Origin of the sequence: Collinsella stercoris DSM 13279, assembly GCF_020735465.1 — a bacterium.
Lineage (GTDB): Bacteria > Actinomycetota > Coriobacteriia > Coriobacteriales > Coriobacteriaceae > Collinsella > Collinsella stercoris.
The window spans coordinates 1,440,004-1,466,295 of sequence record NZ_CP085935.1 but is presented as its reverse complement, the minus strand read 5'-3'; the positions used below and the strand labels follow the sequence as shown (position 1 = coordinate 1,466,295).

At 61.8% G+C, this 26,292-nt stretch carries 22 protein-coding genes and 1 pseudogene; 14 read left to right on the top strand and 9 right to left on the bottom strand.

The genetic code is table 11. The annotated features are described in order from the left end of the window. Window positions 1–27: 27 nt before the first annotated feature. Window positions 28–699, top strand: a complete 672-nt coding sequence (locus tag LK434_RS06285; protein WP_227917674.1) for a helix-turn-helix domain-containing protein — start codon at window positions 28–30, stop codon at window positions 697–699. Between the two features lie 349 nt (window positions 700–1,048). On the opposite strand, the gene LK434_RS06280 is transcribed toward LK434_RS06285, so the two are convergent. Further along, on the bottom strand, window positions 1,049–1,810 hold the full coding sequence (locus LK434_RS06280) for an SDR family NAD(P)-dependent oxidoreductase (protein WP_006720039.1): 762 nt from the start codon (window positions 1,808–1,810) through the stop codon (window positions 1,049–1,051). Between the two features lie 492 nt (window positions 1,811–2,302). On the opposite strand from LK434_RS06280, the gene ligA reads away from it, so the two are divergent. The 6 genes from ligA to LK434_RS06250 all read left to right on the top strand — a co-directional run bounded on the left by ligA (window position 2,303) and on the right by LK434_RS06250 (window position 14,874). Then, a complete protein-coding gene (gene ligA / locus LK434_RS06275) occupies window positions 2,303–4,516 on the top strand; it encodes an NAD-dependent DNA ligase LigA (RefSeq protein WP_040360644.1) in 2,214 nt (737 codons plus the stop codon). A 619-nt stretch (window positions 4,517–5,135) separates the two neighbouring features. Beyond that, window positions 5,136–6,197 carry a serine hydrolase gene (locus LK434_RS06270; protein ID WP_006720041.1) on the top strand — a complete coding sequence of 354 codons (1,062 nt, stop codon included), beginning with the start codon at window positions 5,136–5,138 and terminating at the stop codon, window positions 6,195–6,197. 69 nt (window positions 6,198–6,266) lie between these two features. Beyond that, the gene (locus LK434_RS06265) at window positions 6,267–7,121 is read left to right on the top strand and encodes an HAD-IIB family hydrolase (protein ID WP_006720042.1); all 855 of its coding nucleotides are present in this window, start codon (window positions 6,267–6,269) and stop codon (window positions 7,119–7,121) included. Between the two features lie 351 nt (window positions 7,122–7,472). After that, the gene (locus LK434_RS06260; protein ID WP_227917673.1) at window positions 7,473–8,273 is read left to right on the top strand and encodes a TetR/AcrR family transcriptional regulator; all 801 of its coding nucleotides are present in this window, start codon (window positions 7,473–7,475) and stop codon (window positions 8,271–8,273) included. A 2-nt stretch (window positions 8,274–8,275) separates the two neighbouring features. Continuing rightward, on the top strand, window positions 8,276–13,093 hold the full coding sequence (locus tag LK434_RS06255; RefSeq protein ID WP_006720045.1) for a 2-hydroxyacyl-CoA dehydratase: 4,818 nt from the start codon (window positions 8,276–8,278) through the stop codon (window positions 13,091–13,093). 545 nt (window positions 13,094–13,638) lie between these two features. After that, entirely contained in the window at window positions 13,639–14,874 is a 1,236-nt protein-coding gene (locus LK434_RS06250; RefSeq protein WP_006722195.1) for an IS256 family transposase, read from the top strand. A gap of 203 nt (window positions 14,875–15,077) precedes the next feature. On the opposite strand, the pseudogene LK434_RS10560 reads toward LK434_RS06250, so the two are convergent. The 7 genes and pseudogenes from LK434_RS10560 to LK434_RS06215 form a co-directional block, all read right to left on the bottom strand. Continuing rightward, window positions 15,078–15,225: pseudogene (locus LK434_RS10560) on the bottom strand (YccF domain-containing protein). 96 nt (window positions 15,226–15,321) lie between these two features. Beyond that, window positions 15,322–16,179, bottom strand: a complete 858-nt coding sequence (locus LK434_RS06240) for a hypothetical protein (protein ID WP_148334439.1) — start codon at window positions 16,177–16,179, stop codon at window positions 15,322–15,324. Between the two features lie 56 nt (window positions 16,180–16,235). Beyond that, window positions 16,236–17,093, bottom strand: a complete 858-nt coding sequence (locus LK434_RS06235) for a metallophosphoesterase (RefSeq protein WP_006720049.1) — start codon at window positions 17,091–17,093, stop codon at window positions 16,236–16,238. A gap of 357 nt (window positions 17,094–17,450) precedes the next feature. Beyond that, complete coding sequence (locus LK434_RS06230; RefSeq protein ID WP_006720051.1) at window positions 17,451–18,464, bottom strand: putative ABC transporter permease; 1,014 nt, start codon at window positions 18,462–18,464, stop codon at window positions 17,451–17,453. 5 nt (window positions 18,465–18,469) lie between these two features. Beyond that, entirely contained in the window at window positions 18,470–19,066 is a 597-nt protein-coding gene (locus LK434_RS06225; RefSeq protein WP_006720052.1) for an HD domain-containing protein, read from the bottom strand. Between the two features lie 234 nt (window positions 19,067–19,300). Beyond that, window positions 19,301–20,461, bottom strand: coding sequence for a DUF389 domain-containing protein (locus LK434_RS06220; protein ID WP_227917671.1), 1,161 nt, complete (start codon window positions 20,459–20,461; stop codon window positions 19,301–19,303). A 384-nt stretch (window positions 20,462–20,845) separates the two neighbouring features. Beyond that, entirely contained in the window at window positions 20,846–21,208 is a 363-nt protein-coding gene (locus LK434_RS06215) for a YccF domain-containing protein (RefSeq protein ID WP_006720054.1), read from the bottom strand. A 411-nt stretch (window positions 21,209–21,619) separates the two neighbouring features. Between LK434_RS06215 and LK434_RS06210 the strand changes: the two genes are divergently transcribed. From LK434_RS06210 to LK434_RS06180, 7 genes are all read left to right on the top strand, one after another. Further along, on the top strand, window positions 21,620–22,315 hold the full coding sequence (locus LK434_RS06210; RefSeq protein WP_040360501.1) for a MerR family transcriptional regulator: 696 nt from the start codon (window positions 21,620–21,622) through the stop codon (window positions 22,313–22,315). Further along, window positions 22,291–22,971 carry a DUF4230 domain-containing protein gene (locus LK434_RS06205; RefSeq protein ID WP_050754939.1) on the top strand — a complete coding sequence of 227 codons (681 nt, stop codon included), beginning with the start codon at window positions 22,291–22,293 and terminating at the stop codon, window positions 22,969–22,971. The genes LK434_RS06210 and LK434_RS06205 overlap by 25 nt, the downstream gene beginning before the upstream one ends. A 102-nt stretch (window positions 22,972–23,073) precedes the next feature. After that, on the top strand, window positions 23,074–23,868 hold the full coding sequence (locus LK434_RS06200; RefSeq protein ID WP_006720057.1) for an FxLYD domain-containing protein: 795 nt from the start codon (window positions 23,074–23,076) through the stop codon (window positions 23,866–23,868). A gap of 156 nt (window positions 23,869–24,024) precedes the next feature. Continuing rightward, window positions 24,025–24,255, top strand: coding sequence for a hypothetical protein (locus LK434_RS06195; RefSeq protein ID WP_040360502.1), 231 nt, complete (start codon window positions 24,025–24,027; stop codon window positions 24,253–24,255). A 51-nt stretch (window positions 24,256–24,306) separates the two neighbouring features. Beyond that, window positions 24,307–24,798 carry a hypothetical protein gene (locus LK434_RS06190; protein ID WP_040360503.1) on the top strand — a complete coding sequence of 164 codons (492 nt, stop codon included), beginning with the start codon at window positions 24,307–24,309 and terminating at the stop codon, window positions 24,796–24,798. A gap of 8 nt (window positions 24,799–24,806) precedes the next feature. Then, window positions 24,807–25,286, top strand: coding sequence for a hypothetical protein (locus LK434_RS06185; RefSeq protein WP_156777677.1), 480 nt, complete (start codon window positions 24,807–24,809; stop codon window positions 25,284–25,286). Window positions 25,287–25,301: 15 nt separating this feature from the next. Further along, complete coding sequence (locus LK434_RS06180) at window positions 25,302–25,649, top strand: hypothetical protein (RefSeq protein WP_006720061.1); 348 nt, start codon at window positions 25,302–25,304, stop codon at window positions 25,647–25,649. 83 nt (window positions 25,650–25,732) lie between these two features. Here the strand turns inward: LK434_RS06180 and LK434_RS06175 are convergent, their stop codons facing one another. Beyond that, window positions 25,733–26,191 carry a hypothetical protein gene (locus LK434_RS06175; protein WP_148334441.1) on the bottom strand — a complete coding sequence of 153 codons (459 nt, stop codon included), beginning with the start codon at window positions 26,189–26,191 and terminating at the stop codon, window positions 25,733–25,735. Window positions 26,192–26,292 lie beyond the last annotated feature (101 nt).

The window sequence follows — 26,292 nt, the reverse complement described above, 5'->3', positions numbered from 1 at the left end:
TTCCAAGGGCGCTCGAAGGGAGTCCTCATGGATGGTGGGAGCGACACAATTCATGCCACCGGGCTCGATGCTCACACAAGCGTCGGCCCCCTTGCGTCCCGTATCCGCGGCTTGCGGGAGAATGCGAGCATGACACAAGGGGAGCTTGCCTCCCGTGTGTTTGTGTCGCGACAAACGGTGATTAACTGGGAGAAAGGTCGAACGCTGCCAGATGCCGAGAGTCTGAAGCGCCTGTCTTCGGTGCTCGGCATAACCCTCGATGCATTGCTGGACGAGCGGTCTGAGGAGCGCCTGCGTCAAATCGAGGGCGAGCGTAAGATCTTCAAGCTTGCCATTCTCTTTGAGTGCCTTTGGTCTTTGGAGAAGTTGATCGGCGTTATTGTCGTGACGATCGCACATAAATTCCTCGACCCCAGCGCGGCGTACCAAATCGCAGATGTTGAGCGGATCATAGGCCTTGCGATATCGCTGGCCGCTCTGATTCCCTGGTTCAAAGTTGGCGGCATCAAGATAGACCATGACCTGCAGAGCGTTGTCGAAATTGCGGCATATTTGGAGGGCTATCCGCCTGGAGCCGAGTTGCCGCAGACGTTCGCATGGCGCTGGCTTCTACCGCACTGGACGTTGGTGACGGTGACGTTCGTCGCGTTCGCCCTTGTCTTGACCTATATTCCGCTTATCGCGTTGCGCCTTTCTTAGGCATTTTGCTTGTGCATGCGCCCCCCCCGCATGTCTGGATGGCGTTCAGGACGTGTGCCCTGTAGCGCTCCGGGTCCTGCACGCTTTGTTTTTCGCGGGTCGAGTGAAAGAGATGGAGGATATGAACGGTTGAGTCGTTCATATCCTCCATCTAAATGGTGGTTCATTGGCTCCTGTGGAGCTTATGAACGAAGTGACCGTTCATATCCTCCAAGGGAAAGGCTTGGCGTGAAATGCGCGTGATCCTGTGCCGGCTCTGCAGGCTGGGCTCGGCACGAAATGCGCGAGGTCCCGCGCTGGCGTTGCGGGTCGGGCTTGTCGGCGCCATGAAGCGCGTGTCGCGAACGCCTTACGGCATGATGCTGTTGGCGCCGTCCACGATGACGCTCTGGCCGGAGAAGTAGCAGGAATCCGGGCCGGCGAGGAACGCGACGACCGGGGCGATATCCGTCTCGGGGTCGCCAAAGCGCTTCATGGGGTTGAGGTTCACCTGCTTGGCGTACTCCTCCGGGAACTTCTCGGCCCAAGCCTTGGCGGCCGGGGACTCGGCGCCGGGCAGGACGATGTTCACGCAGATGCCGTACTGGCCCCACTCCTTGGCGGCGATCTTGGTCAGGCCGCGCAGCGCCTCCTTGTTGGAGCCGTAGGCGAGCTGCCCGGCGATGCCGAACATGCCGGTGGCGGAGGCGAAGTTGATGATGCGACCCTCGTGCTGCTCCTTCATGTAGGGGAAGGCGGCTTGCATGTAGTTGAGGGAGCCGATCACACCGGACTCCCATGCCTTGAGCATGTTGTCGTACTCGGTGTCCTCGACGGGCTGAGAGGGGACGATGGCCTGGCAGTTGTTCACGATGACGTCGATGGAGCCGTAGGTCGCGACGGCCTTCTCGACAACCTCGAACACGCGCTCGCGGTCGGCGGAGTCGCAGGTCATGGCAAAGCCCTCGCCGCCGAGCTCCTTGATCTCGGCGATGGTGGCCTCGATGGGCTCCAGGCGACGGCCCGTGGCGATGACCTTGACGCCGCGCTTGGCGAGGCACAGCGCGATGCCCTTGCCAATGCCCTGGCCGGCACCGGTGACGACGGCGACCTTCTCGTTCAGCTGCTTCATGACGACCCTCTTTTCTGCTCGCGTTCTATAGGTTCGTGCGTGCTGCGGCGCGCGCACTCGACAGTCCATCAGTGTAAATGCGGCGCATCCGTTCCGTGGACGAACCGCCCCTCAGACGGGATGGACGGCGGAGCGTCATTCCGCAATCGGTTTGTCAAGCATACGCGTTTGGGATTCTTCGCCCCGAAATCCGGTAGCGCAGAGGGCGGCCTGCGGTTTTCCAGCGAGGGGGCATGGCCCGGAAACGTCACGACCGGGGAGCCCTGTCCAGGGGCCCGATGGGAGGGGCTGCGATCTGAGGCCGTCCTTGGGACCCGCCTTCGGCATGTCGCCCGGAAGGGGCTCCGCCGCCCTGCGGAGCCCTGCCATGTGTTAAGGCATGGGAGTGGGCGCGCAAACGCGCGGCGGCAAAGGGGTGATGGTACCCTGTATCCGTTGAATCTTTTGACTGAGGAGGCGCGCGTGGCGGACCAGCGGAGTTTGTTTGGCGAAATGGCGGCGGAGGAGACCGGGAGCGTCAAGGGCACCCAGCCTGTCGAGGCGGCGGCTAAGACCGCGGACGCCCGTGCCCAGGCGGCCGCGCGCGCGGCGGAGCTTCGCCACCTGCTCGATTACCACGCGTACCGCTACTACGCGCTCGACGCCCCCGAGATCTCGGACGCGGCGTTCGACAAGTTGCTCATCGAGCTCCAGCAAATTGAGGCGGCGCACCCCGAGCTCGTGACGCCGGATTCCTACACCCAGCGCGTGGGTGGTTACGTGTCCGAGCAGTTCACGCCCGTCACGCATATGGCGCGCATGTACTCCATGGACGACGCCATGAATCTTGAGGAGCTGGACGAGTGGCTCGCCCGCACGGAGGACGCCCTGGGTGCAGGGCGCGTCGCCTACACCTGCGAGCTCAAGATCGACGGCCTAGGCGTGGCGATCACGTACCAGAACGGAGCCTTTGTGCGCGCGGCGACGCGCGGCGACGGCACCACGGGCGAGGACGTCTCGCTCAACGTACGCACCATCAAGGATGTGCCCATGCACCTCTCCGAGGCCGCGCTTGCGCACATGGGCGCCGACCGTTCCGCGCCCATCGAGGTCCGCGGCGAGGTCTACATGCCCAAGGGCAGCTTTGCCCGCCTGAACGCCGAGGCCGACGCCGAGGGCCGCGAGCCGTTCGCCAACCCGCGCAACGCCGCCGCGGGCAGCCTTCGCCAAAAGGACCCCAAGGTCACGGCGTCGCGCCACTTGGCGACCTTTATCTACGCGATTGCCGACACAGCTCCGCTGCACGTGGATTCCCAGCACGCCTTCCTCGATTGGCTGCGCCGCGCGGGGTTTTCCGTCAACGGGTCCGTCGCCCGCTGCACCTCTCCCGCCGAGGTCCATGCCTTTTGCGCCGACGCGCTGGCGCACCGCGGCGACCTGGATTACGACATCGACGGCGTGGTGGTAAAGGTCGACAGCTTCGATCAGCAGGGCGACCTGGGCTTTACCGCTCGCGCGCCGCGCTGGGCCATCGCCTTCAAGTTCCCGCCGGAGGAAAAGACCACCGTTCTGCGCGACATTCGCATCCAGGTGGGGCGCACCGGCGTGCTCACGCCCGTTGCGGAGTTCGATCCCGTGACGGTGGCCGGTTCCACCATCGCCCGCGCCACCCTGCACAACCTCGACGAGATCCGCCGTAAGGACGTGCGCCCGGGCGACACCATTATCGTGCACAAGGCGGGAGACGTGATCCCCGAGGTCGTGGGACCCGTCTTGGACAAGCGTCCCGAGGGCACCGCCGAGTGGGATATGCCGGCGACGTGCCCCGCGTGCGGAAGCCCGGTGGTGCACGAGGACGGCGAGGTCGCGTACCGTTGCGTGTCGCTCGATTGCCCCGCCCAGCTCAAGGAGCGCCTGCTGCACTGGGTGAGCCGTGGCTGTATGGATGTGGACGGTGTTGGTGACGAGCTCATCGACAAGATGATCGAGGCGGGCCTGTTGCACGACGTCGCGGATTTCTACCATCTCACGGTCGATGCGGTGGCAGCGCTCGACACCGGCCGCACGTACCTCAAGGATGACAAGAAGAAGGGCGTGAGCGCGGGCGATTCCATCAAGGTGGGGGCGACCATTGCGCAGAAGGTCGTCGACGAGCTGACGCGTTCCAGGGAGCAGCCGCTCTCGCGCGTCCTGTTCGCGCTGGGCATCCGCCATGTGGGCAAGTCCGTGGCCGAGGTCATCGCGCAGCGATTCCTCACGGTCGACGCCCTGGCCGCCGCCTCCGAGGAGGATATCGCGGGCTGCGAGGGCATCGGGCCCAAGATCGCCGCGAGCGTGCGGCAGTTCCTCGCGGTGCCCGAGAACCTCGAGGTGCTGCAGCGCCTGCGCGAGGCGGGTCTTTCGCTGGAGGAAGACCTGGGTGCGGCGCACGCACAGGCGGCGCAGGAGACGGGCGTGGCGGCAGACCTCGCCGAGGCCCAGCCGCTCGCCGGCCTCACGTTCGTGCTCACGGGAACGCTCGTCAACCGCACGCGCGACGAGGCGGGTGCGGCGCTCAAGCTGCTCGGTGCCAAGGTGTCCGGCTCGGTGTCAAAAAAGACGAGCTATCTGGTGGCGGGTCCCAAGGCGGGCTCCAAGCTCACCAAGGCGGAGAGCCTGGGCGTTCCCGTGCTCGATGAGGCCGCGCTGGAGCAGATCCTGGCCACGGGGCAGATCCCGGCGGCGTAGTTCGTCCGCAGGCCCCTGTCAAAGAATCTGCAGCCCCTGTCAAAGAGGTGCCGCTTTTGTTACTCGCCCGTGAAAAAAGAGCCTTTCGGCGTGGGGATTGGATGGTGCCCCGTGCGGGAGGGGGTACCATTCTGTGACGAAATAGTCACATTCACGAGCAATGGTTATGGGCATGGGATACACATCTGGCGGGAATCGACGCGCATCTGGCGGGAATCGCGCGGGGCGACAATCGGACGGCAGGGTACACGGACGGCAGGCCTCGCGCGGGCGCGGTGATGCCGCATACGGCCGGCGTCGGACCTCGGATGCGCGGCATGACACGGGTGCGCGCCGGTCTTCCGGCTCGTCGGCGATGCGGACGAGCGGCGTGCGCCTGGCGTCGGCTCGTCAGCAGCGCGCCGGAGCAGGTGCGTCCCGCCGAGTGCCGGCACGTCGCCCCGCAGCGGGCACCGCGCGTCAGCCGTTGCCTCAGCAATGGGATTCGAGGGGCCGCAACCGGCGGATGCAGCCTCAGACGAGAAGCGCAAGGGATTTCGCGTACACGGTTCCGAGAGGGCGCCGCCAACAGGGCGCGTGGGATCGCGCAGCGGACGCGTTGCGAACCGTTCCGCCTGGTATGTACGTGGTCCTCGTGTGCGTCCTTGCGTGCATCGTGTTCATTCCGGGTGCCATAGCGGGCGCAAGGGGCTCGTCGGCGGATGCCGGTCAGGAAAGCGCGCAGGCGCAAGCGGCCGAGGCGAAGGCGAAGGATGCGAAGGCGGCGTCCGACGCCGACGAGGCCAAGCGGTCCCAGGCAGACGACTTCGAGCTCTCGGCGGCGACGTTTGACGACATCCCCACGTCGGACGGTTTGGTGAGCTACTCGCTGGCGGGTCTCGACGCCCCCAAGGTGTCCTCCGCCCACCGCGCATCGGTGGAGTCCGCCCTCGCCGCCATCGAGGAGCAGGGCAGCGTGTCGATGGTGTTCGTGGACGCGCAGACCGGCAGCGGTCTGGCCTATCAGCCCGATCTGGTGGTGTACGGCGCGAGCTCCTTCAAGGCCCTGTACTCGATGTACGTGTGCGAAAGCCTTGTGGAGAAGGGCGAGGTGTCGCTCGACGACTACTGCGCCGTCAATTGGGTGGCGGACTCGTCGGGCGGATATAGCGGCGGTTCGTATCCCGTCTATGAGCTTATCGAGGCGGCCGTCATCTATTCCAATAACAACGCATACGGCGCCCTGCGCGACGCGTTTGATTTCGAGGGGTTCGACGACTGGGTCACGGGCCTGGGCGCCAACGACGCGGTGTACCGCGAGGACAGCTGGTTCCCCACGTATGCCGCGCGCAGTTCGGCGCGCCTGTGGTCGGAGATGCTCGCATATGTGGGCGGGGGCTCCGAGACGGCCCAGTGGCTCTGGGACCTGACGGGTCAGACGACGGTCTCGTTTATCCGCGACGGCCTGGAGGGCCTGGACGCCGTGGTGCACAACAAGGCCGGTTGGTGCTCGGATTCCGATCCGTCCTATAACAGCGTGAGCGACGCCGGCGTTGTCGACCTGGACGGCAGGACGTACATCATGTCCATCATGACCGGCATGCCCGACACGGAGTCGAATCGGGCGCTCGTGGGGCAGCTCGCGCGGGCGCTCGCCGACTGCTGCGGAGATTTGGTCCCCTCGGGCTCTGATGACGACTAGGCCGTGCGCCGCGCGACGCGTCGAGGCAGCGTACAATAGTGCGGGAAACCCCGGCATAAGGAGACACGCGTGATCAAGCTATTCGCCAGTGACCTTGATGGAACCCTGCTCAACGGCCTGCACGAGGCGGACCGGACCATCCGTTCGGCCATCAAAAAGGCCATCGAGCTCGGGGCGCACGTGGTGCCCGCCACGGGCCGCTCGGTGCTGCCCATAGGCGACCACGGCTTCACGGGCCTCAAGATCGACGCGGTGTGCGCGAACGGCTCGATCGTGCGCGGGCAAAACGGCGAGGTGCTCAAGACCTTTGGCGTCGACCCGGCGTTCGTCGAGGAGCTGGTGCGGGAATTTCCCCAGATATGCTTCGATTGCTGCACGCCCGACGGCATGTTCTCCAGCGGCAGCTACGAGATGCACCAGGAGGGCTTTAAGCGCGACGGCCTCATGAGGCGCATCATCATGCGCGGCATGCGTGCCCGCGGCGGTGCACACGAGGAGCAGTTCTTCGACCAGCCGCTTGCGAGCATCCTTTCGCACGAGGTGTGCAAGATCAACTGCCGCGTGACGACCGCCGAGCTCGACCGCGACCTCAAGGCGTTTTTGGCTGAGCACACCGACACGGTGGTCAACGCACCGTTCGACCCCGTGATGTTCGAGATCACCGACAAGGACTGCAACAAGGGCGCTTCGGTGGCGTGGCTGGGCGCGTATTACGGCATCGAGGAGGACGAGATCGCCGTGTATGGCGACGGCGGCAATGACCTCGTGATGCTTTCGCGCTTTAAGCACTCGTACGCAACGGCGAACGGCAGCGCGGAGGCGAAGGCCGCCGCGAGCGCCACGATCGGCCGCTGCGAGTTCCACGCCGTGCCCAAGCACATCTTGGCCACGCTGCGCCGCCAGCAGCGCATTCAGATCGCGTAGCGGCGTCTGGTTGCGACTGCGGTCCGCATCCGCGCCGGCTGCCGCGACGCTTTAGGGCGCCGGCGTCTGACCGCGGCGCGTGGCGGGCCGGGTGACGTGCTCCTGGCGAATTGTTTTCGGCCCCCTTCCGCCGAGTGAGCGCTTTTCCAACGTTTCAGCGTCTCAAACGTTGGAAAAGCGCTCACTCGGCGGAAGGGGGCCGATGTGTTGCGCGCGGGTTGGGCCATGGTACCGGCAGCATGGTGCCGGCAGGCGACATTGGCACAAATTCGGTGCTGATTCCATGTTGATGCACACGGTGTGCAATAATGCACAGTGAGTGAATTAACACCGAATCTGGAAAGGGGCGTCATGCCTCAGCCAATGGGTGCGCCCGCCGGTAAATCCGATCGACGCAGCTTACGTTCACAGCGGGCACTGCGCTCGGCCCTCGCGGCGGAGATCAAGGCGGGGGAGGACATATCGCGCATAAGCGTGGCGGCGCTCACCGAGCGCGCAGGGCTTACGCGCCGTACGTTCTACTCGCATTACAAGGACATTCCCGATTTTATCGAGCAGGTCGAGGCCGGCGTGCTGGCCGAGGTGCGCGAGCGCGTGCGCGCCATCGCCGAGGCCACCCTGCCCGAGTTGTACCAGAATATCGAGCGTCTTGAGCCCGCTCCCGGCTCCGTCGAGCTGCTCGGATACATCGCCGAAAATCGCGACCTGATCGGCGCGCTCATCGGGCCCGGTGGTGACCAGGCTTTCATCAAGAAGGTCATCGACATGGCATGCATCGAGGTGTCCGGTCGTATGCAGACGGGCATCTTCCCCGGCGCGCTCGGGGCGTTTTTCGATTATTACCTGGCGTCGGTCGTGGCGTCCGAAGTGGGCGTGGTGCAGCGCTGGTTTGAGCGCGACCTTGCCGAGACCCCCGAGACCATGGCGCGCATCATGACCGTCATCGCCTTTGTGCGCCCGGGCGATTTGTACGGCATGCCCATCGACGTCAACGTGCCCGCGTGCGGCCTCCAGTTTGCCTTTGGTGCCGAATGCGCAGGGCAAGAGGGGCAGGGCGTTGACAATTGCGGCGTACCTTCGAGTGACACAATGACGGCCCTAGCAGCGAGTATTGCCGGCGGCTTTGCATCTTTCCAACAGGAAGGAAACTGATCATGGCAGACGATATGCAGAACGTGCAGGACGCCCAGGCGGGATGCTGCGGCACATGCGGGGCGGCGACGTGCCAGGATGCGCCTGCCTCGAGTGAGGGAGCGCGCGTGCAGGCGTCGACCCCGGCCGCAGGCGGGGAGGTGCACGTGCAGGCGTCGACCCCGGCTGCAGGCGGGGAGTCGGACCTGGGCGCATCGACGCCCGTCGCATGCGGGGATCCCGCTGCACTCCAGGTTCCCGAGGGCGCCATTTGGAATCCCCAGAATGCTGACGGGCAGCTCCACCTGGGCATCGACGTGGGCTCCACCACGGTCAAGCTCGCCGTGCTGAACAGCGCGAACCAGATTGTGTACGCCAAGTACCAGCGCCATCACACCGACGTGCGCGCCTGCGCGCGCGATTTGTTCGTGGGCGCGGTGAGCGTGCTGCCCGAGGCGCGCATGACCTGCGCGATCACCGGTTCCGGCGGCCTGTTGCTCTCGCAGTGGCTCGGCCTTGAGTTCGTGCAGGAGGTCATCGCCAGCAAGCGCGCGGTGGAAACGCTCATCCCGCAGACGGATGTGGCCATCGAGCTGGGCGGTGAGGACGCCAAGATCATCTACTTCGACTCCGGCATCGAGCAGCGCATGAACGGCACGTGCGCAGGCGGCACCGGCGCGTTCATCGACCAGATGGCCACGCTGCTGCACACCGACGCCTCCGGCCTGAACGAGCTCGCCCGCCAGGCGCAGACCATCTACCCCATCGCCAGCCGCTGCGGCGTGTTCGCCAAGACCGACGTACAGCCGCTGCTCAACGAGGGCGCCCGCCCTGAGGACGTGGCCGCCTCCATTTTCCAGGCTGTGGTGACGCAGACCATCTCGGGCCTCGCGTGCGGCCGCCCCATTCGCGGGCACGTGGCGTTCCTCGGCGGCCCTCTGCAGTACCTCTCCGAGCTGCGTCGCCGCTTCTACCTCACGCTCAACTTGGACGACGAGCACATCATCGTGCCCGAGAACGCGCACCTGTTCGTGGCGTCGGGTGCCGCCATGGCGCACGAGAGCGGCAAGCTCTCGCAGTTCGGCGAGCTCATCGAGGCCATCGATGCGCTGGGCGACACCCAGGGCGACGAGGTCGCGCGCTTGGAGCCGCTGTTTGCCACGCCCGAGGACCTGGAGTGCTTTCGTGCTCGCCATGCGCAGGAGGTCGTGCCGCGCGGTAGCCTCGAGGGCTACCAGGGTCGTGTGTTCATTGGCCTGGATGCCGGCTCCACTACGATGAAGGCCGCCATGGTGGGCGAGGACGGCCAGCTCCTGCACACTTGGTACGGCAATAACAACGGCGACATCCTGGGCACCGCCAAGACCATCATGGCGGACTTTTACGCGCACATCCCGGAGGGCTGCTCCATTGGCCACGTGACCACGACCGGTTACGGCGAGGCGTTGCTCATCGAGGCGCTCAAGGCCGATTCCGGCGAGATCGAGACCGTCGCGCACCTGCGCGGCGCCCGCGCGTTCCTGCCCGGGGTGGAGTTCATCCTCGACATCGGCGGCCAGGACATGAAATGCCTGCGCGTGCGCGACGGCGTGATCGAGCACATCATGCTCAACGAGGCGTGCTCCAGCGGGTGCGGCAGCTTTATCGAGAGCTTCGCCGTGTCGATGAACATGGACGTGCGCGCCTTTGCCGCTGCGGCGCTCGAGGCCAAGAACCCGGTCGACCTGGGCAGCCGCTGCACCGTCTTTATGAATTCCCGCGTGAAGCAGGCGCAAAAGGAGGGCGCGACGGTGGGCGACATCGCCGCCGGCCTGTCCTACTCCGTCATCAAGAACGCCCTGTTCAAGGTCATCAAGCTGCGCGACCCGCACGAGATCGGCACCCAGGTGATCGTCCAGGGCGGCACCTTTATGTCCGACGCCACGCTGCGCGCCTTCGAGCAGCTCACCGGCGTCGACGCCGTGCGCCCCGACATCGCTGGCTGCATGGGCGCCTACGGCGCGGCGCTACTCGCCCGTGACCGCGCCGGCGCGGACGGCACTTCCACGGTCCTTTCCGCCGAGCAGATCGCCGCGCTCACCGTCGAGCAAAAGCACGCGCGCTGCGGCCGCTGCTCCAACAACTGCCAGCTCACCATCAACGACTTCGGCGGCGGGCGTCGTTTCATTACGGGCAACCGCTGCGAGAAGGGCGCGGGTCATCGCAAGGCGAAAACCGAGGTCCCCAACCTGTTCGCCGCCAAGAACAAGCTGCTCTTCGACCGCGAGTGCCTGAGCCCCGAGGAGGCCCCGCGCGGCACGGTGGGCATTCCGCGCGCCCTCAACATGTACGAGAACTACCCGTTCTGGCATGCGTTCTTCACGCGCTTGGGCTTTGCGGTGGTGCCCTCGGACAACTCGAGCAAGGCCACATACGAGGCGGGCATCGAGTCCATGCCGAGCGAGAGCGTGTGCTATCCGGCCAAACTCTCCCACGGCCACGTGATGAATCTCATCGACAAGGACCCGGACTTCATCTGGATGCCCTGCGTGCGCTGGGAGCGCAAGGAGGACCCCTCGGCGGGCAACTGCTACAACTGTCCCATCGTGATGAGCTACCCCACGGCGCTCGGCCTGAACATCGACGATATCACCGAGAAGCACGTCGAGTTCATGTACCCGTTCGTGCCTTACCACGACAAGATCGAGCTCAAGCACCGCCTGTACGATTTACTCGCGGTCGAGCGCGTGGCCGATGCGGAGGCCGGCCGTGGGCGCGTGCGCGGACCCAAGCTCACCCGCACCGAGATCGACGACGCCGTGAACGCGGCGTACGAGGCCGACGCGCGCTTCCATCAGGACATTCAGACCATGGGCGAGGAGGCCATCCACTGGATCGAGGAGCACGGCGGGCGTGGCATCGTGCTTGCCGGCCGCCCGTACCATAACGACCCCGAGATCAACCACGCCCTGCCCGAGCTCATCGCGAGCTTTGGCTTTGCCGTGCTCACCGAGGACTCGGTGGCGCACCTGGTCAAGCCCGAGCGTCCCATCCGCGTGGTGGACCAGTGGATGTACCACAGCCGCCTATACGCCGCCGCGCGCCTGGTGACCATGCGCAACGACCTCGACCTGGTGCAGATGAATTCGTTCGGCTGCGGCCTGGACGCCCTTACCACCGACCAGGTGCAGGAGATCTTGGAGGCGTCCGGCAAGATCTACACGGTGCTCAAGATCGACGAGGTGTCCAACCTGGGCGCCGCGCGCATCCGCATCCGCTCGCTCATGGCAGCCCTCAAGGACCAGGCCGCCGAGCGCGCCGCCGAGGCAGCGGCGGCGGGCGATGCCTTTGAGCTGGGCGAGGCCTCGCCGGTGGAGCCCTCCGTCGATGCACCGGCGTTCGCCACGCACAAGTACGCGCTGGAGGCCCAGCGCGCGAGCAAGAGCGCCGCGTACCCCAAGGTGCCGTTCACGCAGGAGATGAAGGACGCGGGTTACACCATCTTGTGCCCGCAGATGGCACCCATCCACTTCGACCTCATCAAGGAGGTCTTCCGTGCGGGCGGCTACAACCTGGAGCTGCTCCCGTCCACGGACCGCGGTGCCGTGGAGGCCGGCCTGCGCTACGTGAACAACGACATCTGCTACCCGTCCATCCTAGTCACGGGCCAGATCATGGAGGCCATCGAGAGTGGCCGCTACGATCTGTCCAAGACCGCCGTGGTGATCACCCAGACCGGCGGCGGCTGCCGCGCCACCAACTACATCGCGCTCATCCGCAAGGCGCTGCGCGATTCCGGGCACCCGGATATTCCGGTGATCAGCCTCTCCGCCGTCAAGCTCGACGAGAGCAACCCCGGCTTCAAGCTCACCGTGCCGCTGCTCAAGGCATGCGTGTACAGCGTGTTGTTCGGCGACCTCATGATGCAGATGCTCTACCGATGCCGCCCCTACGAGGCCGAGGAAGGCGCCGCCAACGAGCTGTTCGAGGACTTCATGGAGCGGGCGCGCCGTCTCGCGCCGAACTTCACGCGGAGCAGCTTCACCAAGCTGTCCCGTCAGGCCATCACCGCGTTCGACGCCATGCCGCTGGTGGGCGAGGGCTCCAAGCCGCGCGTGGGCGTGGTGGGAGAGATCCTGGTCAAGTTCCACCCCACGGCGAACAACCACGTGGTGGACGTCATCGAGGCTGAAGGGTGCGAGGCCGTGGTGCCGGGCCTGCTCGACTTCTTCCTGTACTCGATGAGCAATGCACAGGTGCAGAAGAATGAGTTGGGCAGCTCCGCCGTGACGCGCGCCACCATGGACGCTGCCATCGGGCTGGTGGACTGGATGCGCAAGCCCGTGGACGAGATGCTCGAGCGCAGTGACCGCTTCGAGCGGCCCGAGCCCATCGCGGTGATGCAGGAGAAGGCGCGCCAGATCCTGTCGCTGTGCAACAACATGGGCGAAGGCTGGCTGCTCACCGCCGAGATGCTCGACCTGATCGACCACGGGGCGCCGAACATCATCTGCACGCAGCCGTTCGCGTGCCTGCCCAACCACGTGGTGGGTAAGGCCGTGATCAAGGAGCTGCGCCGTCAGCATCCCGAGAGCAATATCGTGGCCGTTGACTACGACCCGGGTGCGAGCGAGGTCAATCAGCTCAACCGCATCAAGCTCATGATCTCCGTGGCCAAGGAGAACATGCGCGCGGGCAAGGGCTTCGTGATGGAGCCGATCGCGACCATCCGCCGCGACTCGGTGACGAGCCGCATGAAGCCGCATCACCTCACGAGCGATGCCGAGGTCGAGCGCGTGACGCGCCGTCTGAGCCGCGGGCTGCACTGGAAGCGCGCGAGCAAGGGCGACGCGGAGGAGTAAGTACCTCGATCGGGAGCCTTGGCCGAGGATAAGTTTCGATCAAAAAGCAGGCGGCCGCCCGAGCCGCCTTCTTTCTCTTATGTCCAAGAAATGGGAGGCAGCTCATCACCGGGCTCGTCTCCTTTTTGTCATTTACGTTCCAAGCCGGCAAGTCTAAATGAGGTTTTTCGTATTCAAATCGGGATTCGTCGAGTAGGCGGCATTTGCGGCCTCCGGCGACCTGCGGTTTTTCCTACCGCCACTTTCGGCCTACTCGCGAGTTCTTAATTTCGATACGAAAAACCTCAAGAAGTGCGGCGCGCATCTCCGAAAGCGCGCGCCGCCAACGCTGCTTTGGCACAAAATGAGCGCTCTGGCGACAGCGATTGTCAAAAATGGTGCTTGTGTGACCGGCGAATGGCGAAAGAAGGGGGCGGCTGGGCCGTTAACGAGAATCGAGCGAGGTCGCGTCCGTAAAGTGGTGTAAATAGCAAAGGCGAGCCAGAGGCCCGCCGACCAAGTAAACTTGCAATCGCCAAACCACAACGATTACTTGGAGGACGAGCATGGCTCGAATCAATCTTACACTAGACCAGGACGAGATCCTCTCCCTTCTCGCCGGCGACACCGGCGGCGCGTTCGCGGCCCTGCTGCAGAAGTCCCTGAACGCGGTGCTGCTCGCGGAGTCCGACGAGCAGCTCGGGGCGGCCCGCTACGAGAGGGCCGAGGCGCGCACCGACGTGCGCAACGGCACGAGGGAGAGGCCCCTGGCGACGCGCGTCGGCACGATCGAGCTGACGGTCCCGAGGCACCGGAACGCGCCGTTCAGGACGCTCGTCTTCGACAACTACAGCCGCAGCGAGGCCGCGCTGGTCACGACCATGGCCGAGATGGTCGTCTCCGGCGTCTCCACCGCCAAGGTCGGCAGGGTCATGGAGACCATCTGCGGGAAGAGCTTCTCGAAGCAGTGCGTCTCCGAGGCGTGCCGCGACCTCGACGCGATCGTCGGGGAGTTCCTCGCGCGGCCCATCGAGGGAGACCACCCGTTCCTCATGGCGGACGCCACCTACATCAAGTGCCGCGAGGGCCACAGGGTCGTGGCGAAGGCGCTGCTCGTGGCCATCGGGTTCACGCCGGACGGCCGCAAGGAGGTGCTCGGCTTCGAGGTCGCGGACGCCGAGACGACCGAGAGCTGGACGCGGTTCCTCGCCGGGCTGCGCCGCCGCGGCCTGTCGGGGGTCCGGCTCGCGACCACCGACGCGCACGAGGGGCTCGTCGCCGCGCTGCAGTCCGTGTTCCCCGAGGTGCCCTGGCAGCGCTGCCAGGCCCACTTCGCCCGCAACGTCGTCGACGCCGCGCCGAAGCGCCTGAGGGTCGGGCTGCGCGGCGAGCTCGCGGAGATGTTCAACGCGAAGACCATGGCGGAGGCGCGTCGCAGGCGCGACGAGATCGCGGCCGACTACGCCGGGGCCGCGCCCAGGGCGGTCGAGCGGCTCGACGCCGGGTTCGACGACGCGATGACGGTGATGGAGCTGCCCGAGGCGCTGCGGCGGGTCGTGCGGACGTCGAACCACCTCGAGAGGCTGAACGGGGAGGTGAAGAGGAGGTCGTCGGTGGTCAAGGTGTTCCCGAACGCGGACTCGATAGCGAGGCTGATCGGGGCCGTGCTCATCGAGGAGGGCGAGCGCTGGGCGGCCGGTCGCAGGCTGTTCTACTCGCCGGCCGTGAAGGAGCTGCAGGGCGTGGTCCCGCGCCTGGAGGTCATCGCGCGCGAGCAGCGCCAGCTGAGGCTCGCGGCATAGGAGAAAGCGGCGGTTGCGAATTTACACACAAAAATGGACTTGACCATCGAGCGATGCGGTAAACAGATATATGTCAGTTATCTGCGCACCAAATGAGATAGCTCAGAGAGCTGAAGGCATTTATCTTCAAATAAAGCGACATTCATCCATTAAATGGCATTGGTAGTGACTGGTCCGGTTACACAAGTGGAAAAATGACAGCGCTATCGAACTGTTGCGCCAAACGGCAGCAGCGAGAGCTTCGCCATCTTGAACGACTGCAGGCCAAAGGGGAATCCCGACGATGGTGATGCAGAACAGACACCCGACGCCGAACCAGTAGAGCGCGGTGAAGATGCCGCCGAAGAGCATCCAGATGATGTTGCCGACAAGGCGCATGGGGGCTTCCATCCGAGTGTTCACGTGCCTATATTGTATGGCCGCTGCCGCTCGTTCGGGTTGCTCGAGCTATTGTTGCTGAGAAGCCTTCGCGCCAGCCTCTTTCGCGCGCTTCCCTATTTGATCTTGTATGCGCGCCCAGAGCTTCGGGCGAATACTTTTCGCGTTCAATACGGCCCGCAGCTTCTCTTTTGGCTCGGGCATAATGTCGATATCGATCTGCTGCGTGTCTTTCAGGTCTTCGAGGAATGGCTGGTCATCAAGGATGTTCACTCCAAGGCAGAGCATCACGGCAAGGTACATGCTCGAGTCTCTCCACCATCCGATGTTAAAGGCTGTCGAGGGAAACCAGCCTCGTTCAGGTTTATGAGGCTTCGTGTCTATAAAGCCAGAAAAGCCCCAGACTTTGCAAATCAAGTTGCTTATGGCGTGATCCAGGCAGCCATAATAGGGCTGGCCAGTCGTTGTACTGCCACGGAAATCAAGCCTCTTTTCCGGGAAATCCGGCATCATGCGCCTTTCGTATGAGGTCCAGTTGATGCCGTCGCACGTATGCCCGCTCCAGGCATCTCCCCTGCGCCTTTCAAGCCCGGGACCGTTCAGCATCTCAGCGTAGTCGCTCAGTACGCTGCACCCTTGGGAGTGTTGGAGCCATAGATCGTCAAACAGGTAGCTGTTTGCAAGTTGAGTTCTAACGAGGAGGATGAGTTGACGAGACATATCATCTCGCTTGCACATACGTTTCCACTGTTCGGCGTGATCATCGTCCGTCTCAAGCTTGTTGAGATCTTTGATCTGTTTGTCCAGTTGGCCGGTTAGCCGCTCCCATTCACGTGCGAACGCCTTTGGGTTGCTTACGTGGGGCAGTATTTGTTCGAAAATCGCATTGAGAAATTCTCTAGCGGTGAGATTCGAATCGTCGCTCAATCGTTGGCCTCCTCTCATTCCATTTATGTGGCTGATGGGCCTGATATCCGCAGGAATCAGCATGCCCCCGTCCACTCGCAGTCTACTTCCTCGGGTGTAACGGGGCGCATTTCGTGCGTCTCGTCATCGGCGAGCAGCACGCTCCCATCTCCGAGCGGGCGGAAATCGAAATCGGTCGAAAACGTGTCGCATGCCATGAAACGCTCGCCACTGAAGCCTTGCTCCTCAAGCTCATAGACGGAATAGACGGGCGTGTGGCCGATGATCTGGTTGAGGTGTGGCATCCCGAGGACCGTGAGTTCGCTGGTCGATGCCCACAGGGGGCCGGGAATGCACGCGCCGCCGCGGCCGGGGCCGCAGAGGTTGAACAGCAGGAGCTCCTCATCGTTACCATGCTCGAACATCTCGGTCAGCGCGTGGTCAAATACGGCGTTGAGCTGGGCGGCGAGCGACTCGGCGGAATACGACGGCTCGCCGAAAGGCTCGGCCTCGCCATCGATTTCGAGAACGATGTCCGCGAATTGGCTGGTGAGGCCCGCGTGCGTGGCGAGCCATCCATCGACGGCGGCAGCCATGCGCACGTTCATCTGGGCGAGCAGGCGCCGGACGGGGACGATGCAGTTCAGATTGGTGCCGGGGCCCTGGCGCTCGATGAGGTACTGCATGTCGTGGTTTCCCAGCAAGACGTCTACCTGCATGCCGCGCTCGCGCGTACGGTCGACCCAATCCACCTGGTATTCCAGCCCTCTGAGCAGCTTTTCGGCGTCGGTCTCGTCCCTGTCGGGGCTGTAGTCGTCGCAATAGTCACCGAGCAGCACGACCCGCCTCGCTCCGAGGAGCCGGATGGCGTTGTCCACGATCGACAAGACCAGATGTTGCTTCTGATGCATGTCCCCGACAACGATGGTTCTCATGTCTTCTCCTTTCGAGGAGGGTTAAACAATACAAGATTCTAAAAATCGCGTCTCCCAATAAATAAACAAGTTTTGTAAAACAGCTGGTAGATGGCTATGGAAAATCATCAAGAACTGGGGGGTTGGAAAATAAGACGCCTAGTAGCTGCGTGCCATCAGATAGACGGAGATCTGCGGCGAGGTGTACTCGTCGAACTCCTCTTTGGGCTCCGTGTCGAAGAGGGATCCAGGCGCGCAGCGTGCCGGTATCGTCGAGGTCCGTGTTAATGGTGGTGCAGAAGTTGCCGGCAAAGAACGCCTGGCATCCTTATCTGGGCGCGCCTTGACGGCTCGTCATCGGTTCAGCTTTGTCGCTGATCAGTCCCTATGGAACAGCTCGCGGGCACGCTCCTTGAGCTTTGTTGCGCGGATGACGCCCTCGTACGACTTCAGCTTGATCTCGGGGAATGCGTTAAAGAAGCGCAGTTCGCGCCGGGTCATCATGGTCTTGAGCTTCTCGGGGGCGGCTTTCTCGGCGCGCGTCGCGATGCCATGTGCATGGCGGGCGACCAATCTTAGCCCGCGCGTCCCCTCGGCGATGAAAGAGGGGAGCTCCACCTTTCCGCGAATGGCCTCGAACGTGCCGTCCGACATGTCGGCGAGCCACGAATTGAGTGCCCGGCTCCGCGCCTTGAGTTCGGCGGCCGAATCCAATATCGGGGCGGGTACCTTGTCGAGCAGCGAGGTGGAAGCGTCCTTGAGGGAGTCGTTGAACTTGTCGGCGATCTCGATGCGCAACAACTCGAGTTTTTGGGAGAGCTGGCGCCAGCTCACTACGGTGAACACGGTGTCGATCGCGATGCACGCGGCGCACCCGAGCGCAATGATTTTCAGCGCGAGGGAGGGGATGAGCTGCATCGCGGCGAGGAGCGCGGGCTCGGCGACGCGGCAGACGATCACCGCGCCGGCTCCGAAGAGCGCGGCTCCATACAGGCAGACCCTTCCCTTGATGTTGAAGGGAAACTTGGAGTAATCCCAAAAGCGCGCACCGGTGAGCCGTTCGAGCAGGGCGCCCACGGTGTACTCGATCGCGCTGCACACGAGGGCGGCGGCGAGGAACTGCGTGAAGACGCCGGGTATGTCGCGCAGCAGCAGCCAGCACGCGACTGCCCCCACGCCGTAGATGGGGCAACAGGGGCCGAGGAGGAAGCCACTGTTGGCGAAGTGGCCGTAGTTCGCCATGGCGCAGACGGTGGATTCGTAAAGCCAGCCGGCGAATGAGAAGACCAAAAACGAGAGAAACAACGCCGACAGGGGAGCGCCGGTTGAGAGCAGCGCCGACAGAGAGGTGCCGCTTGTGGTTGGTGCGGCGAAAAATCCATCAAGGCTCATCGGCGTTACACCGCCCGATTCTTGTTCGATGCCCGCTTGGGCAGGCGGCCCGCGATGGTCTCGTGCAGCGCGCACGCCTTGTCGGCGAGGCAGACGATCCACGCCTCACGGCACGTTGGTGGCACGGGTACCAGCGGGAACATGTGACGGGCGATGATGTTGCGCTCGCGCGCGGTGAGTTCAAAATCCTCCTCGGCGCGTGCGAGGGCCGCAAACGGATGCGTGAAGCCGTGCAGGCGGTGCGATGGGTCGGGGTCGTGCCAGTCGTAGAGGAAGTAGTCGTGCAGTAGCGCGCCGCGAATGAGCGAGGCGCGGTCGACGCGGACTCCGGCGCGACCGAGGAAGTCCGCCATGGCGATGCTCGCGCGGGAGACCGAGAGCACATGGGCGTGCACGCTCACGTCTCCATGCTGGATGAAGCCGCGCGTGAGGCCAAAGCGCCCCTGCGATTCGAGCGCGCGTGCGGCGAGCTCGACCTCGTCGGCGATGCGCCGTGTGCGCGGTGTGGAGCGCAAGCCCGCTTCCTCTCGATCGCGCTCGCGCGGCGTATCGCCCTCATGCCCTTTTGTCACGGCAAGACCCCTTGCAGTTGTTCCTTGCATGAATATAGTCCCGATTGTCGAATCGGCTGAGTTGCCCGACGTTAAATATAAAACGTTACCATGCGAAAGCTGAAGTTTCGTGCACTTGGTGTGTTCGTTGTAAAAACTGTTCTTTGCTCGCGTTTGGTCGGATGGGATGTTTCAGTCCTGTCGATCGTTTGGAGATGATATCCGCTGCGACGTCGGTGTTCCTATTGGCGACCGGCCCGTTGCTTCTCATCTGCGTCGAAAACTCTATCCCACGCTGAATTCGACGCGCTCCACGTCGGGGGCGTCCAGGCGTATCAGCTCTTCAGCGATGGTACGCTCTCGGCTGGCAAGGGGCTCCGACGTCGTGACGCGAGCCACGAGCTGCTTGGTGCCGTTTTGCCTCTCGACACCGTCTCCGCCCTGCGCCTGGGCGGACACCTCCATGCCGATCGAGTAGTTCTTGAACTCCGGGCACACCACGGCGAGCTCGCGCGCGGTCTCGGCGGCGTCGTAGTAGTCGGTGGCTCCGGCGGCCTGCTCCTCGGTGGTGGCGAGCATGTTGCCGGTAAGTATCACACAGGGGATGGCGAAGATAGCGGTCCCTAGCATGATGCGCCAGCGAATCTTGTGCGACTCGGCGCGCACGAGCTCGTCTTCCGCTTCCGTCACCACTCCGTCGTCGTTGAGGTCGCGTTTGAGTGGCGTGTGCAGCAACAGCAAAACGACCGCGGCGGAGAGTGCGATGAAGACGACGTTGATGCCGAATTCATACAGCGCCCCAAGGAAGACCCCGACATTGGCAGCGGCGAGTCCGTAGCCCGCCGCGCACAGTGGAGGCATGAGGGCTGTGGCCACGGCGACGCCCGAGATGACGGTTGCTGGTTCTTGGTCGCGTGAGTTGCCCAGGCCACCCGCGAAGCCACCTACGAGTGCGAGCATAAGATGCCATATAGTGGGCCCCGAGTTGTCAACGAGGGCGGGGGTCATGCCCGCGACAGGTGAGAGCACAAAATAGATGGTCGACGTGATGAGGCAAAAGGCCATTTGGAGCACGAGGCCGCCCAAGGCGTCGCGCATAAGCGCCCGATCTACCGTAGCGACACCGTAGGCGATGGCGAGCACGGACCCCATGAGCGGGCAGATGAGCATGGCACCCACGATGGCGATGTCGGAGTCCGTGTCCAGGCCGATGCAGGCAATGACCATGGCGACGATGAGGATGCACAGGTGCGTGCCGGTGAGTCGGGCCCCGTTGACAAAGCGCTTGCGAATGGTGTGGTAGGGGGCTCGCCCCTCGCGGATGTTGAAGCGTCGGCGGAGGAATCGCTGCGCTCCGCGCAGGGCGCGGTCGACCGCAGGTCGCTCGCCGTGGCGCCGCCGATGGCGATCGATGTACTTTTGCCGCATGTCATCGTATCTGGTCAAAGCCTCTTCACCTGCCGTTCAGATTCACGACCCACGCTTTTGGCCCGCGCGGCAATTCTAGCGCTCTTAGGGTGCCGAGACATATCTGCTTGCCGGCTGTCCACTTTGGCGGGTGCATTGACGGTAGATCTCCGGGCTTTTTCTTGGCTTTTCCCGGCTGGATGCGATCTTTACCGGACTGTTTGCCGGGAATCAGGCGATTGTGTAACGAGTTTTCGGGGAGCTCGGGTAGAGGGGTGTTGTTGGTTTACACCAACTGGTGTTTTGATGCTCAAAACACCTCTCTACTTGAGGTGTCTCAGTTTTCGTTACATAAACGTCCGATTTCCGGCATCGTGTTCCCGGGGACGGGGTGCGGTCAGGTTCTTCGTTGTGGCCGATCGGCTAGCCGAGCACGCGGGCGCCGAATGGGAGCAGTGAGAGCTTGGCCATTTTGAACGACTGCAGGCCGAACGGGATGCCGATGATGGTGATGCAGTTGATAACGCCGGCGATGAGGTAGCTCGCCGCCATGGGCAGGCCGGCGCAGAGCAGCCAAATGACGTTGGCGATGAGCGAGGGCGCACCGCCGCCGTATTCGATGCTCTTGCCAAAGGGCACGAGCGTGAGCGAGGCCATCTTGAAGGCCTGGTGCCCCAGCGGAATACCGATGATGGTGATGCAGAACAGGCATCCGATGCCGAACCAGTAGAGCGCGGTGAAGATTCCGCCAAAGAGCATCCAGATAATGTTGCCGATAAGTCGCATGGGTCCTCCGATCCTGCGGTTTCTGAGCCTGCATCCATTGTACGTTGCGGGCAGGACAAAGCAGCTTATGGGCGGCTTAAGGTGGGGTGGGCGGGATTGCTCCTCGGTGAGTCGCGTTCGGCCCGTCCAATCTCTCCCGTAACTTCGCGACGAAGTTCGCGAGAAAAACAAGCCCTCTCACGACAGGGCGCATTCGCGCCGAAACCTCGTGAGAGGAGAGCTCTATGACGAACAGGCCATTATGTTGCAGGAGAAAAAGGAGGCGCAACGGCAATTGGGCGGAGACATCCAGTCTGCTTGAGGCGGGTAGTTCGCACGCGTGTAAAGCCTATTCACCGGTGCTTCTCCCCATGTTCAGCCTTGCTGTTCAACGATTGAACAGGCTTGATGGAATGGACGAGAGGGGGTTTCATGGGTCGCAATGTGCCGCGTAGCGGATGGCGAGTCTCGCAGGTTGAAAGCCTGCTCAATATGCGCAGGCGCGATATCACGAGGTCGTGTTACGGCGACCGCAAGCGCGGTGGCGCGGGAATCCTGAAGCCCGCCGACGGCACGTGGGGCCGCTGCAATTACAGCATCGAAGATATCGCCTGGCTTTACCTGGTGAAGCTTCAGCACGAACAGGGATACAGCCTGCCGGAAATCGCGGAGAGAATGGACACGACGGCGGGAGTCGATGCGCTGTGCAGCCATTTAGATGCGGTCGCGGAAAGGGCGACGGAGGCGTACGAGGAGCTGTGCGAAAAGCGCGAGCGTGCCCGTGTGCTGCGGTGCGCGTTGGGCGCGGGCCCAGATGGCGTGCACGATGCAGTCGAGCGCTATTTGGAGGAGCGTATCGGCACCGAGCTCCTCGGCATGTTGCGGCGCGTGATGTGGGAGCTCATGCATCCCGAAATCGCAACCGGCTACATACTTTTGCTCGACGCTGGAGAACGCGATCGGTTGCATCGGATGTTGGATGAGCCCGGAATCGATTTGGCCATCGAGCTCTGGGCGGGCCCCGGTGCATTTGAGCGACTGCTCGGAGGTGAGCATCTGCTGGTAAATCAAGACGAAAACATTGGGAGGGAAAGGACGTCGTCATGTCCAAAGAAAACGGATTCTTGAAGAGGCTGATGCACGGTAAGACGTTTGCAATTCGCAAAAGCGTTGTGTTCGCCTTGGTTGGAGGTTTGCTGCTGGGGTCAGGCGGCGTCCTGCTCTTGCAGTGGTACAACCCCAAAGATGTACCGGAAACGCCTGCGTTCAGCATGACAACCATCATGAGCCGCATCGTCGATCGAAATGAAATGGTCGCCGCGTCGCAGGACTACACGATTGTCGAGAAGGCGGGGGACCAAAACAAACTCTTCGACTTCATCGAGATCCCCTTTACGCAGAACAGCTTTTGGTATCGCTATTCGGGGACTATTGAGGCGACGGTCGATTTGAGTACGGCGAAATGGAGCGAGAAAGGTGAAACCTCGATTGTTGTGACGCTGTCCGAGCCGACCCTGCAAAACGTTCCCAACATGAAGGTTTCGGGTGTGCTCGAGGAGCGCAACAACATACTCAATCCCATCCACGTCGAGGATGTCGATGCCTTCCAGCGTGATTGCATTGCGAAAAGCGATCAGCAGGCAAAGGAAAGCGGTCTGCTGGAGCAGGCAAAGGAGAACGCCCAGGCGAATCTGCAAAGCATGTTCGATGTCGCTTGCGGCAAGGACGCCTGCAAGGTTGAGGTTGAATGGGTTGATCCAACAGCTGAGGTGAAAAGTGAATAAGAACGTTGTTTTGGCGATTGCGGTTGCGGTCGTACTCGCATTGGCTGTGTTTGCGGTATTCAACGCGACGGTTCTGTCGTGGGGATAGAAAGGGATAGATTGATGTTGAAGAAGAGCCTGATGTTTGCCTTGGCGGGATGCTTGGCGTTGACGGGACTGACCGGGTGTCAGCAGCAAAAGGATCCAGGCCCGGATTATGCTGACGATGAGGCGATGGAGATTATCGCAGAGTCTGTCATGGCCCGTGCCGACCTTGTGGACAAGTACGAGGAAGATGGCGTCGATACGACTTCGATGAAGTCGCTTCAGCAATATATAGATATCGAGAGGGAGCATGTAGATAAATTAAGGACCCGCGTTTTCGAAGATACGGAAATGCAGGAAAGCGTGCTGGCTTATATCAACACATTGGATGATGCTGATAAGGCATTGGAGAACAATCCTGTTACGAGTGCGGAATTCTATAAGGAATGGAACTCCATTTACGATAAGCGTTCAATGCTCCTGAAAGAATTTGTCGATGAATATGGTTTGAAGGTCGATGAGAAACACCAAGAGGTGTTTGACGAGATGATCGCCAACGGTGCCGCTGCAACCAAGAAGAGCCAGATTGATGAGGCTCTTGAGACGCTCATGTCGTCAGTTACGTTTGAGAAGCAAAACGATGGCTATGGGCTTATCACGTATGTCGCGATTGTCGAAAACACTACGGGCGTTGATTTCGGGAACGTGAGTATGACGTTGGGTTTGTATGATGCCGACGGCGTGCGTGTCCAGGATGCGTATCTTTCGACAACCTCATGGCCTGCAGGCGAAAAAGTTAAATTTGAGACCATTTCGGAAGTTGATGCGGTCGAGACGCGGGTTGCAATCGACTATTACGAAGTCGCCGAATAGGAGCATACCGAAAGAGATTAAGGGGGCGGTTTGACTACCGCCCCTTCCGTCTGCCTGCGCAAATATACCCTTGGTCCGGATGCCAAAGTTGGCAAGTCAAATCGGTGTTTAATAATGGGGATAAATTGTTGGGCTTTCCACACGAAGGAGCTTGTCATGACTGAGGCTACAGATAAGGAGCGACTCGATGAGAAGAGTGCCGTCGACATCGCAGCTGCGGCAAATGCCGCGATAGAGATCGCAACAATCGCTGTTGACTTTATTCCCGGCGGAAAGGCAGTGAAATTGGTTGCTGGTGTGAAAAAGTACGCACCTGCCGCCAAGGTGGTCGTCAAAAAATTACCCGATGTCGCCCCTTTTGCCAAGCAGGCTGCGGATGCGCTGTAGGATAAGGCGCCGGATGCGCTTGCGGTGGGAATGGATAAGGTAAGGGGAGCAATGAGGGGCGCCGCCGACGCGGCGGCCGAAAAAGGCCGTGCAGTCGGAGATTCGGTCAAAGAGAGTGTCGAAGCGCGTGAGCGAGAAAACGCTCGCAAGGCCGCTCGTCGCGCCCTGTTGGATGGGGCTGGAAATCAGATGCCTGTCGAGCAGTTCATACAAAACTGGGAGATCCAGAATGGCGCAGCTGCCCAATCTGGAGAGAGCTATATGGCATTTAGCGGCTGCTACGTCATCGCAACGTATGCCCATGCGGTTAAGAAGGGCGATTTCAGCAAGTTCCGCGATCTGTACGTCGGTAAGTCCGAGAGCGTTGGCGCGAGCATTCATAACGACTTGACGGGCAAGGGGAACGTGGATGTGTATGCCGACGCGAAGTACAAGCAGCACATGTATATCTTGATCTACCCCTGCGCGCCCGACAAGCTTGACGAACTCGAGGCGTCGTTAATCACCGCGCTCGATGCAGATCAGTCGTATAACAAAGCATGAGAGAGCTGATGGGGTATCGCAAGCATGTTGAAGGGAGATTTGAAATGACCAACGCGCGTAATGAGGGCGGAAGCACTGTTTCGAGGATATTGATGCGCAGCTTCGAAGTCGTTCGTCAGTGTGGTAGAGATTATATAGATGAGCGCGAGCGAAACGCTGCGTTTGAACAATACTGCTCGGATGTTGAGGCGGCAGTGGGGTCGCTTGCTGATGTGACCAATGACCGGGCCGTAATTATTCGTGTGTTGCGTGAATATTGGCATATTGAGGGGGATGACGCGGAGGGGTTGCTTCATGAGGAGATGAGGATTCGTGCTCCTCTGCGGCGTTTGGGGCGTTTTTTGGTGGAAAAGAGGAACTATTTGCCCGTGGGGGTCGAGCGCTACCTGGATGACAATAGGGTCAAATCGCGATTGCGGCATGAGTCGAAGCTGTCTACCTTAACGGCAGAACAGCTCTATCGAGAGATCGAGGGGCATGGACGATAGGGGACGTTGCGTCAAATGGGTGCTGGCATAGCGCAAGATATATGGAGATTGTTGCGCTGCCATGCACTTTGGGGTTTTCGCTTCATTCTGTTGGCTGAGAGGGTGACGAATATCGGCTTTAATAGTGACCAATTCGCTCAATCTGCTCACTATGTTTTCGGCTCAGCCGAAGCGAACGCCGTTAAGAGTTGCGAACAGATGCCTTTTGAGGTGGATGGCAAAGCGAAGGTATCGAATGACCGTATCGGTTGCGGTATGGAGATGAGATTTCACTGCAAGTCGGCGGAGGACCGCCCCGAGCTCTCCGAAGTCGTTCCATTGGCTGTAGTGATGCAGGTTCAAGAACAAGGCCGATTCGAGTAACTTCGCATCCTCGCATTCTGCGATAGTTGCCTTGGTGGCAACGGGGTCCTGGAAGCAGTCCGGGAACGTCTCGGCGAATGCGTCTATAGGTACAAGCAGATTGTTCTATAAAGCTGTTTCAGGTTTGACTTGGCGGGTTCTCCAAAGGAGTCGATACCGTTTTCTGGTGAAACTCGTTCGATGTGAAAGAGGTCATGAAAAGGGGTTGGTGGTCCGAGGTAGACCGGAGTGGAGAAGCACAGCGGCTCTTTATGGAATTTGAACTGGTCGCCAGTTATATCGAGATAGGTATTGTCGTCTAAACAAAGCCATGCATGGCTTTGTTGTTCTCCCGAATCAGAGTAAAAGGTTCCGCAGACATTATTTGTTCTTATCCCAAGTTCGAGCAGATATTGGGCAAGTAGGTCGCTTGCATCGTCGCAACATCCGATCGGAAAGTTTCTAAATGTCCTTGAATTGACCTCATTCGCTTCAAGTGCATTATCAATTGCAGCTCGAAATTGCAAAGCGTATTTGAGGATCTTGTTGTGCTGAGGCGTCATACGCGAATTCCTTTTTGACACGTGCCGTCGGGATCAATTCTTGCCAAGTTCGTTAAGAGTTGGGTGGGCGGTATTTATTAGTGGATGCTGAGGGAAACAAC

What these genes read in the sequence shown, in the direction of transcription:
- LK434_RS06280 (WP_006720039.1), bottom strand. Translation starts at nt 1,810, where the DNA reads ATGAAGCAGCTGAACGAGAAGGTCGCCGTCGTCACCGGTGCCGGCCAG.
- LK434_RS06205 (WP_050754939.1), top strand. Translation starts at nt 22,291, where the DNA reads ATGTCCAAAGAAAACGGATTCTTGAAGAGGCTGATGCACGGTAAGACG.
- LK434_RS06175 (WP_148334441.1), bottom strand. Translation starts at nt 26,191, where the DNA reads ATGACGCCTCAGCACAACAAGATCCTCAAATACGCTTTGCAATTTCGA.
- LK434_RS06210 (WP_040360501.1), top strand. Translation starts at nt 21,620, where the DNA reads ATGGGTCGCAATGTGCCGCGTAGCGGATGGCGAGTCTCGCAGGTTGAA.
- LK434_RS06195 (WP_040360502.1), top strand. Translation starts at nt 24,025, where the DNA reads ATGACTGAGGCTACAGATAAGGAGCGACTCGATGAGAAGAGTGCCGTC.
- LK434_RS06285 (WP_227917674.1), top strand. Translation starts at nt 28, where the DNA reads ATGGATGGTGGGAGCGACACAATTCATGCCACCGGGCTCGATGCTCAC.
- LK434_RS06270 (WP_006720041.1), top strand. Translation starts at nt 5,136, where the DNA reads ATGTACGTGGTCCTCGTGTGCGTCCTTGCGTGCATCGTGTTCATTCCG.
- LK434_RS06185 (WP_156777677.1), top strand. Translation starts at nt 24,807, where the DNA reads ATGGGGTATCGCAAGCATGTTGAAGGGAGATTTGAAATGACCAACGCG.
- LK434_RS06215 (WP_006720054.1), bottom strand. Translation starts at nt 21,208, where the DNA reads ATGCGACTTATCGGCAACATTATCTGGATGCTCTTTGGCGGAATCTTC.
- LK434_RS06255 (WP_006720045.1), top strand. Translation starts at nt 8,276, where the DNA reads ATGGCAGACGATATGCAGAACGTGCAGGACGCCCAGGCGGGATGCTGC.
- LK434_RS06225 (WP_006720052.1), bottom strand. Translation starts at nt 19,066, where the DNA reads ATGCAAGGAACAACTGCAAGGGGTCTTGCCGTGACAAAAGGGCATGAG.
- LK434_RS06260 (WP_227917673.1), top strand. Translation starts at nt 7,473, where the DNA reads ATGCCTCAGCCAATGGGTGCGCCCGCCGGTAAATCCGATCGACGCAGC.
- LK434_RS06180 (WP_006720061.1), top strand. Translation starts at nt 25,302, where the DNA reads ATGGGTGCTGGCATAGCGCAAGATATATGGAGATTGTTGCGCTGCCAT.
- LK434_RS06235 (WP_006720049.1), bottom strand. Translation starts at nt 17,093, where the DNA reads ATGAGAACCATCGTTGTCGGGGACATGCATCAGAAGCAACATCTGGTC.
- LK434_RS06250 (WP_006722195.1), top strand. Translation starts at nt 13,639, where the DNA reads ATGGCTCGAATCAATCTTACACTAGACCAGGACGAGATCCTCTCCCTT.
- ligA (WP_040360644.1), top strand. Translation starts at nt 2,303, where the DNA reads ATGGCGGCGGAGGAGACCGGGAGCGTCAAGGGCACCCAGCCTGTCGAG.
- LK434_RS06190 (WP_040360503.1), top strand. Translation starts at nt 24,307, where the DNA reads ATGAGGGGCGCCGCCGACGCGGCGGCCGAAAAAGGCCGTGCAGTCGGA.
- LK434_RS06230 (WP_006720051.1), bottom strand. Translation starts at nt 18,464, where the DNA reads ATGAGCCTTGATGGATTTTTCGCCGCACCAACCACAAGCGGCACCTCT.
- LK434_RS06200 (WP_006720057.1), top strand. Translation starts at nt 23,074, where the DNA reads ATGTTGAAGAAGAGCCTGATGTTTGCCTTGGCGGGATGCTTGGCGTTG.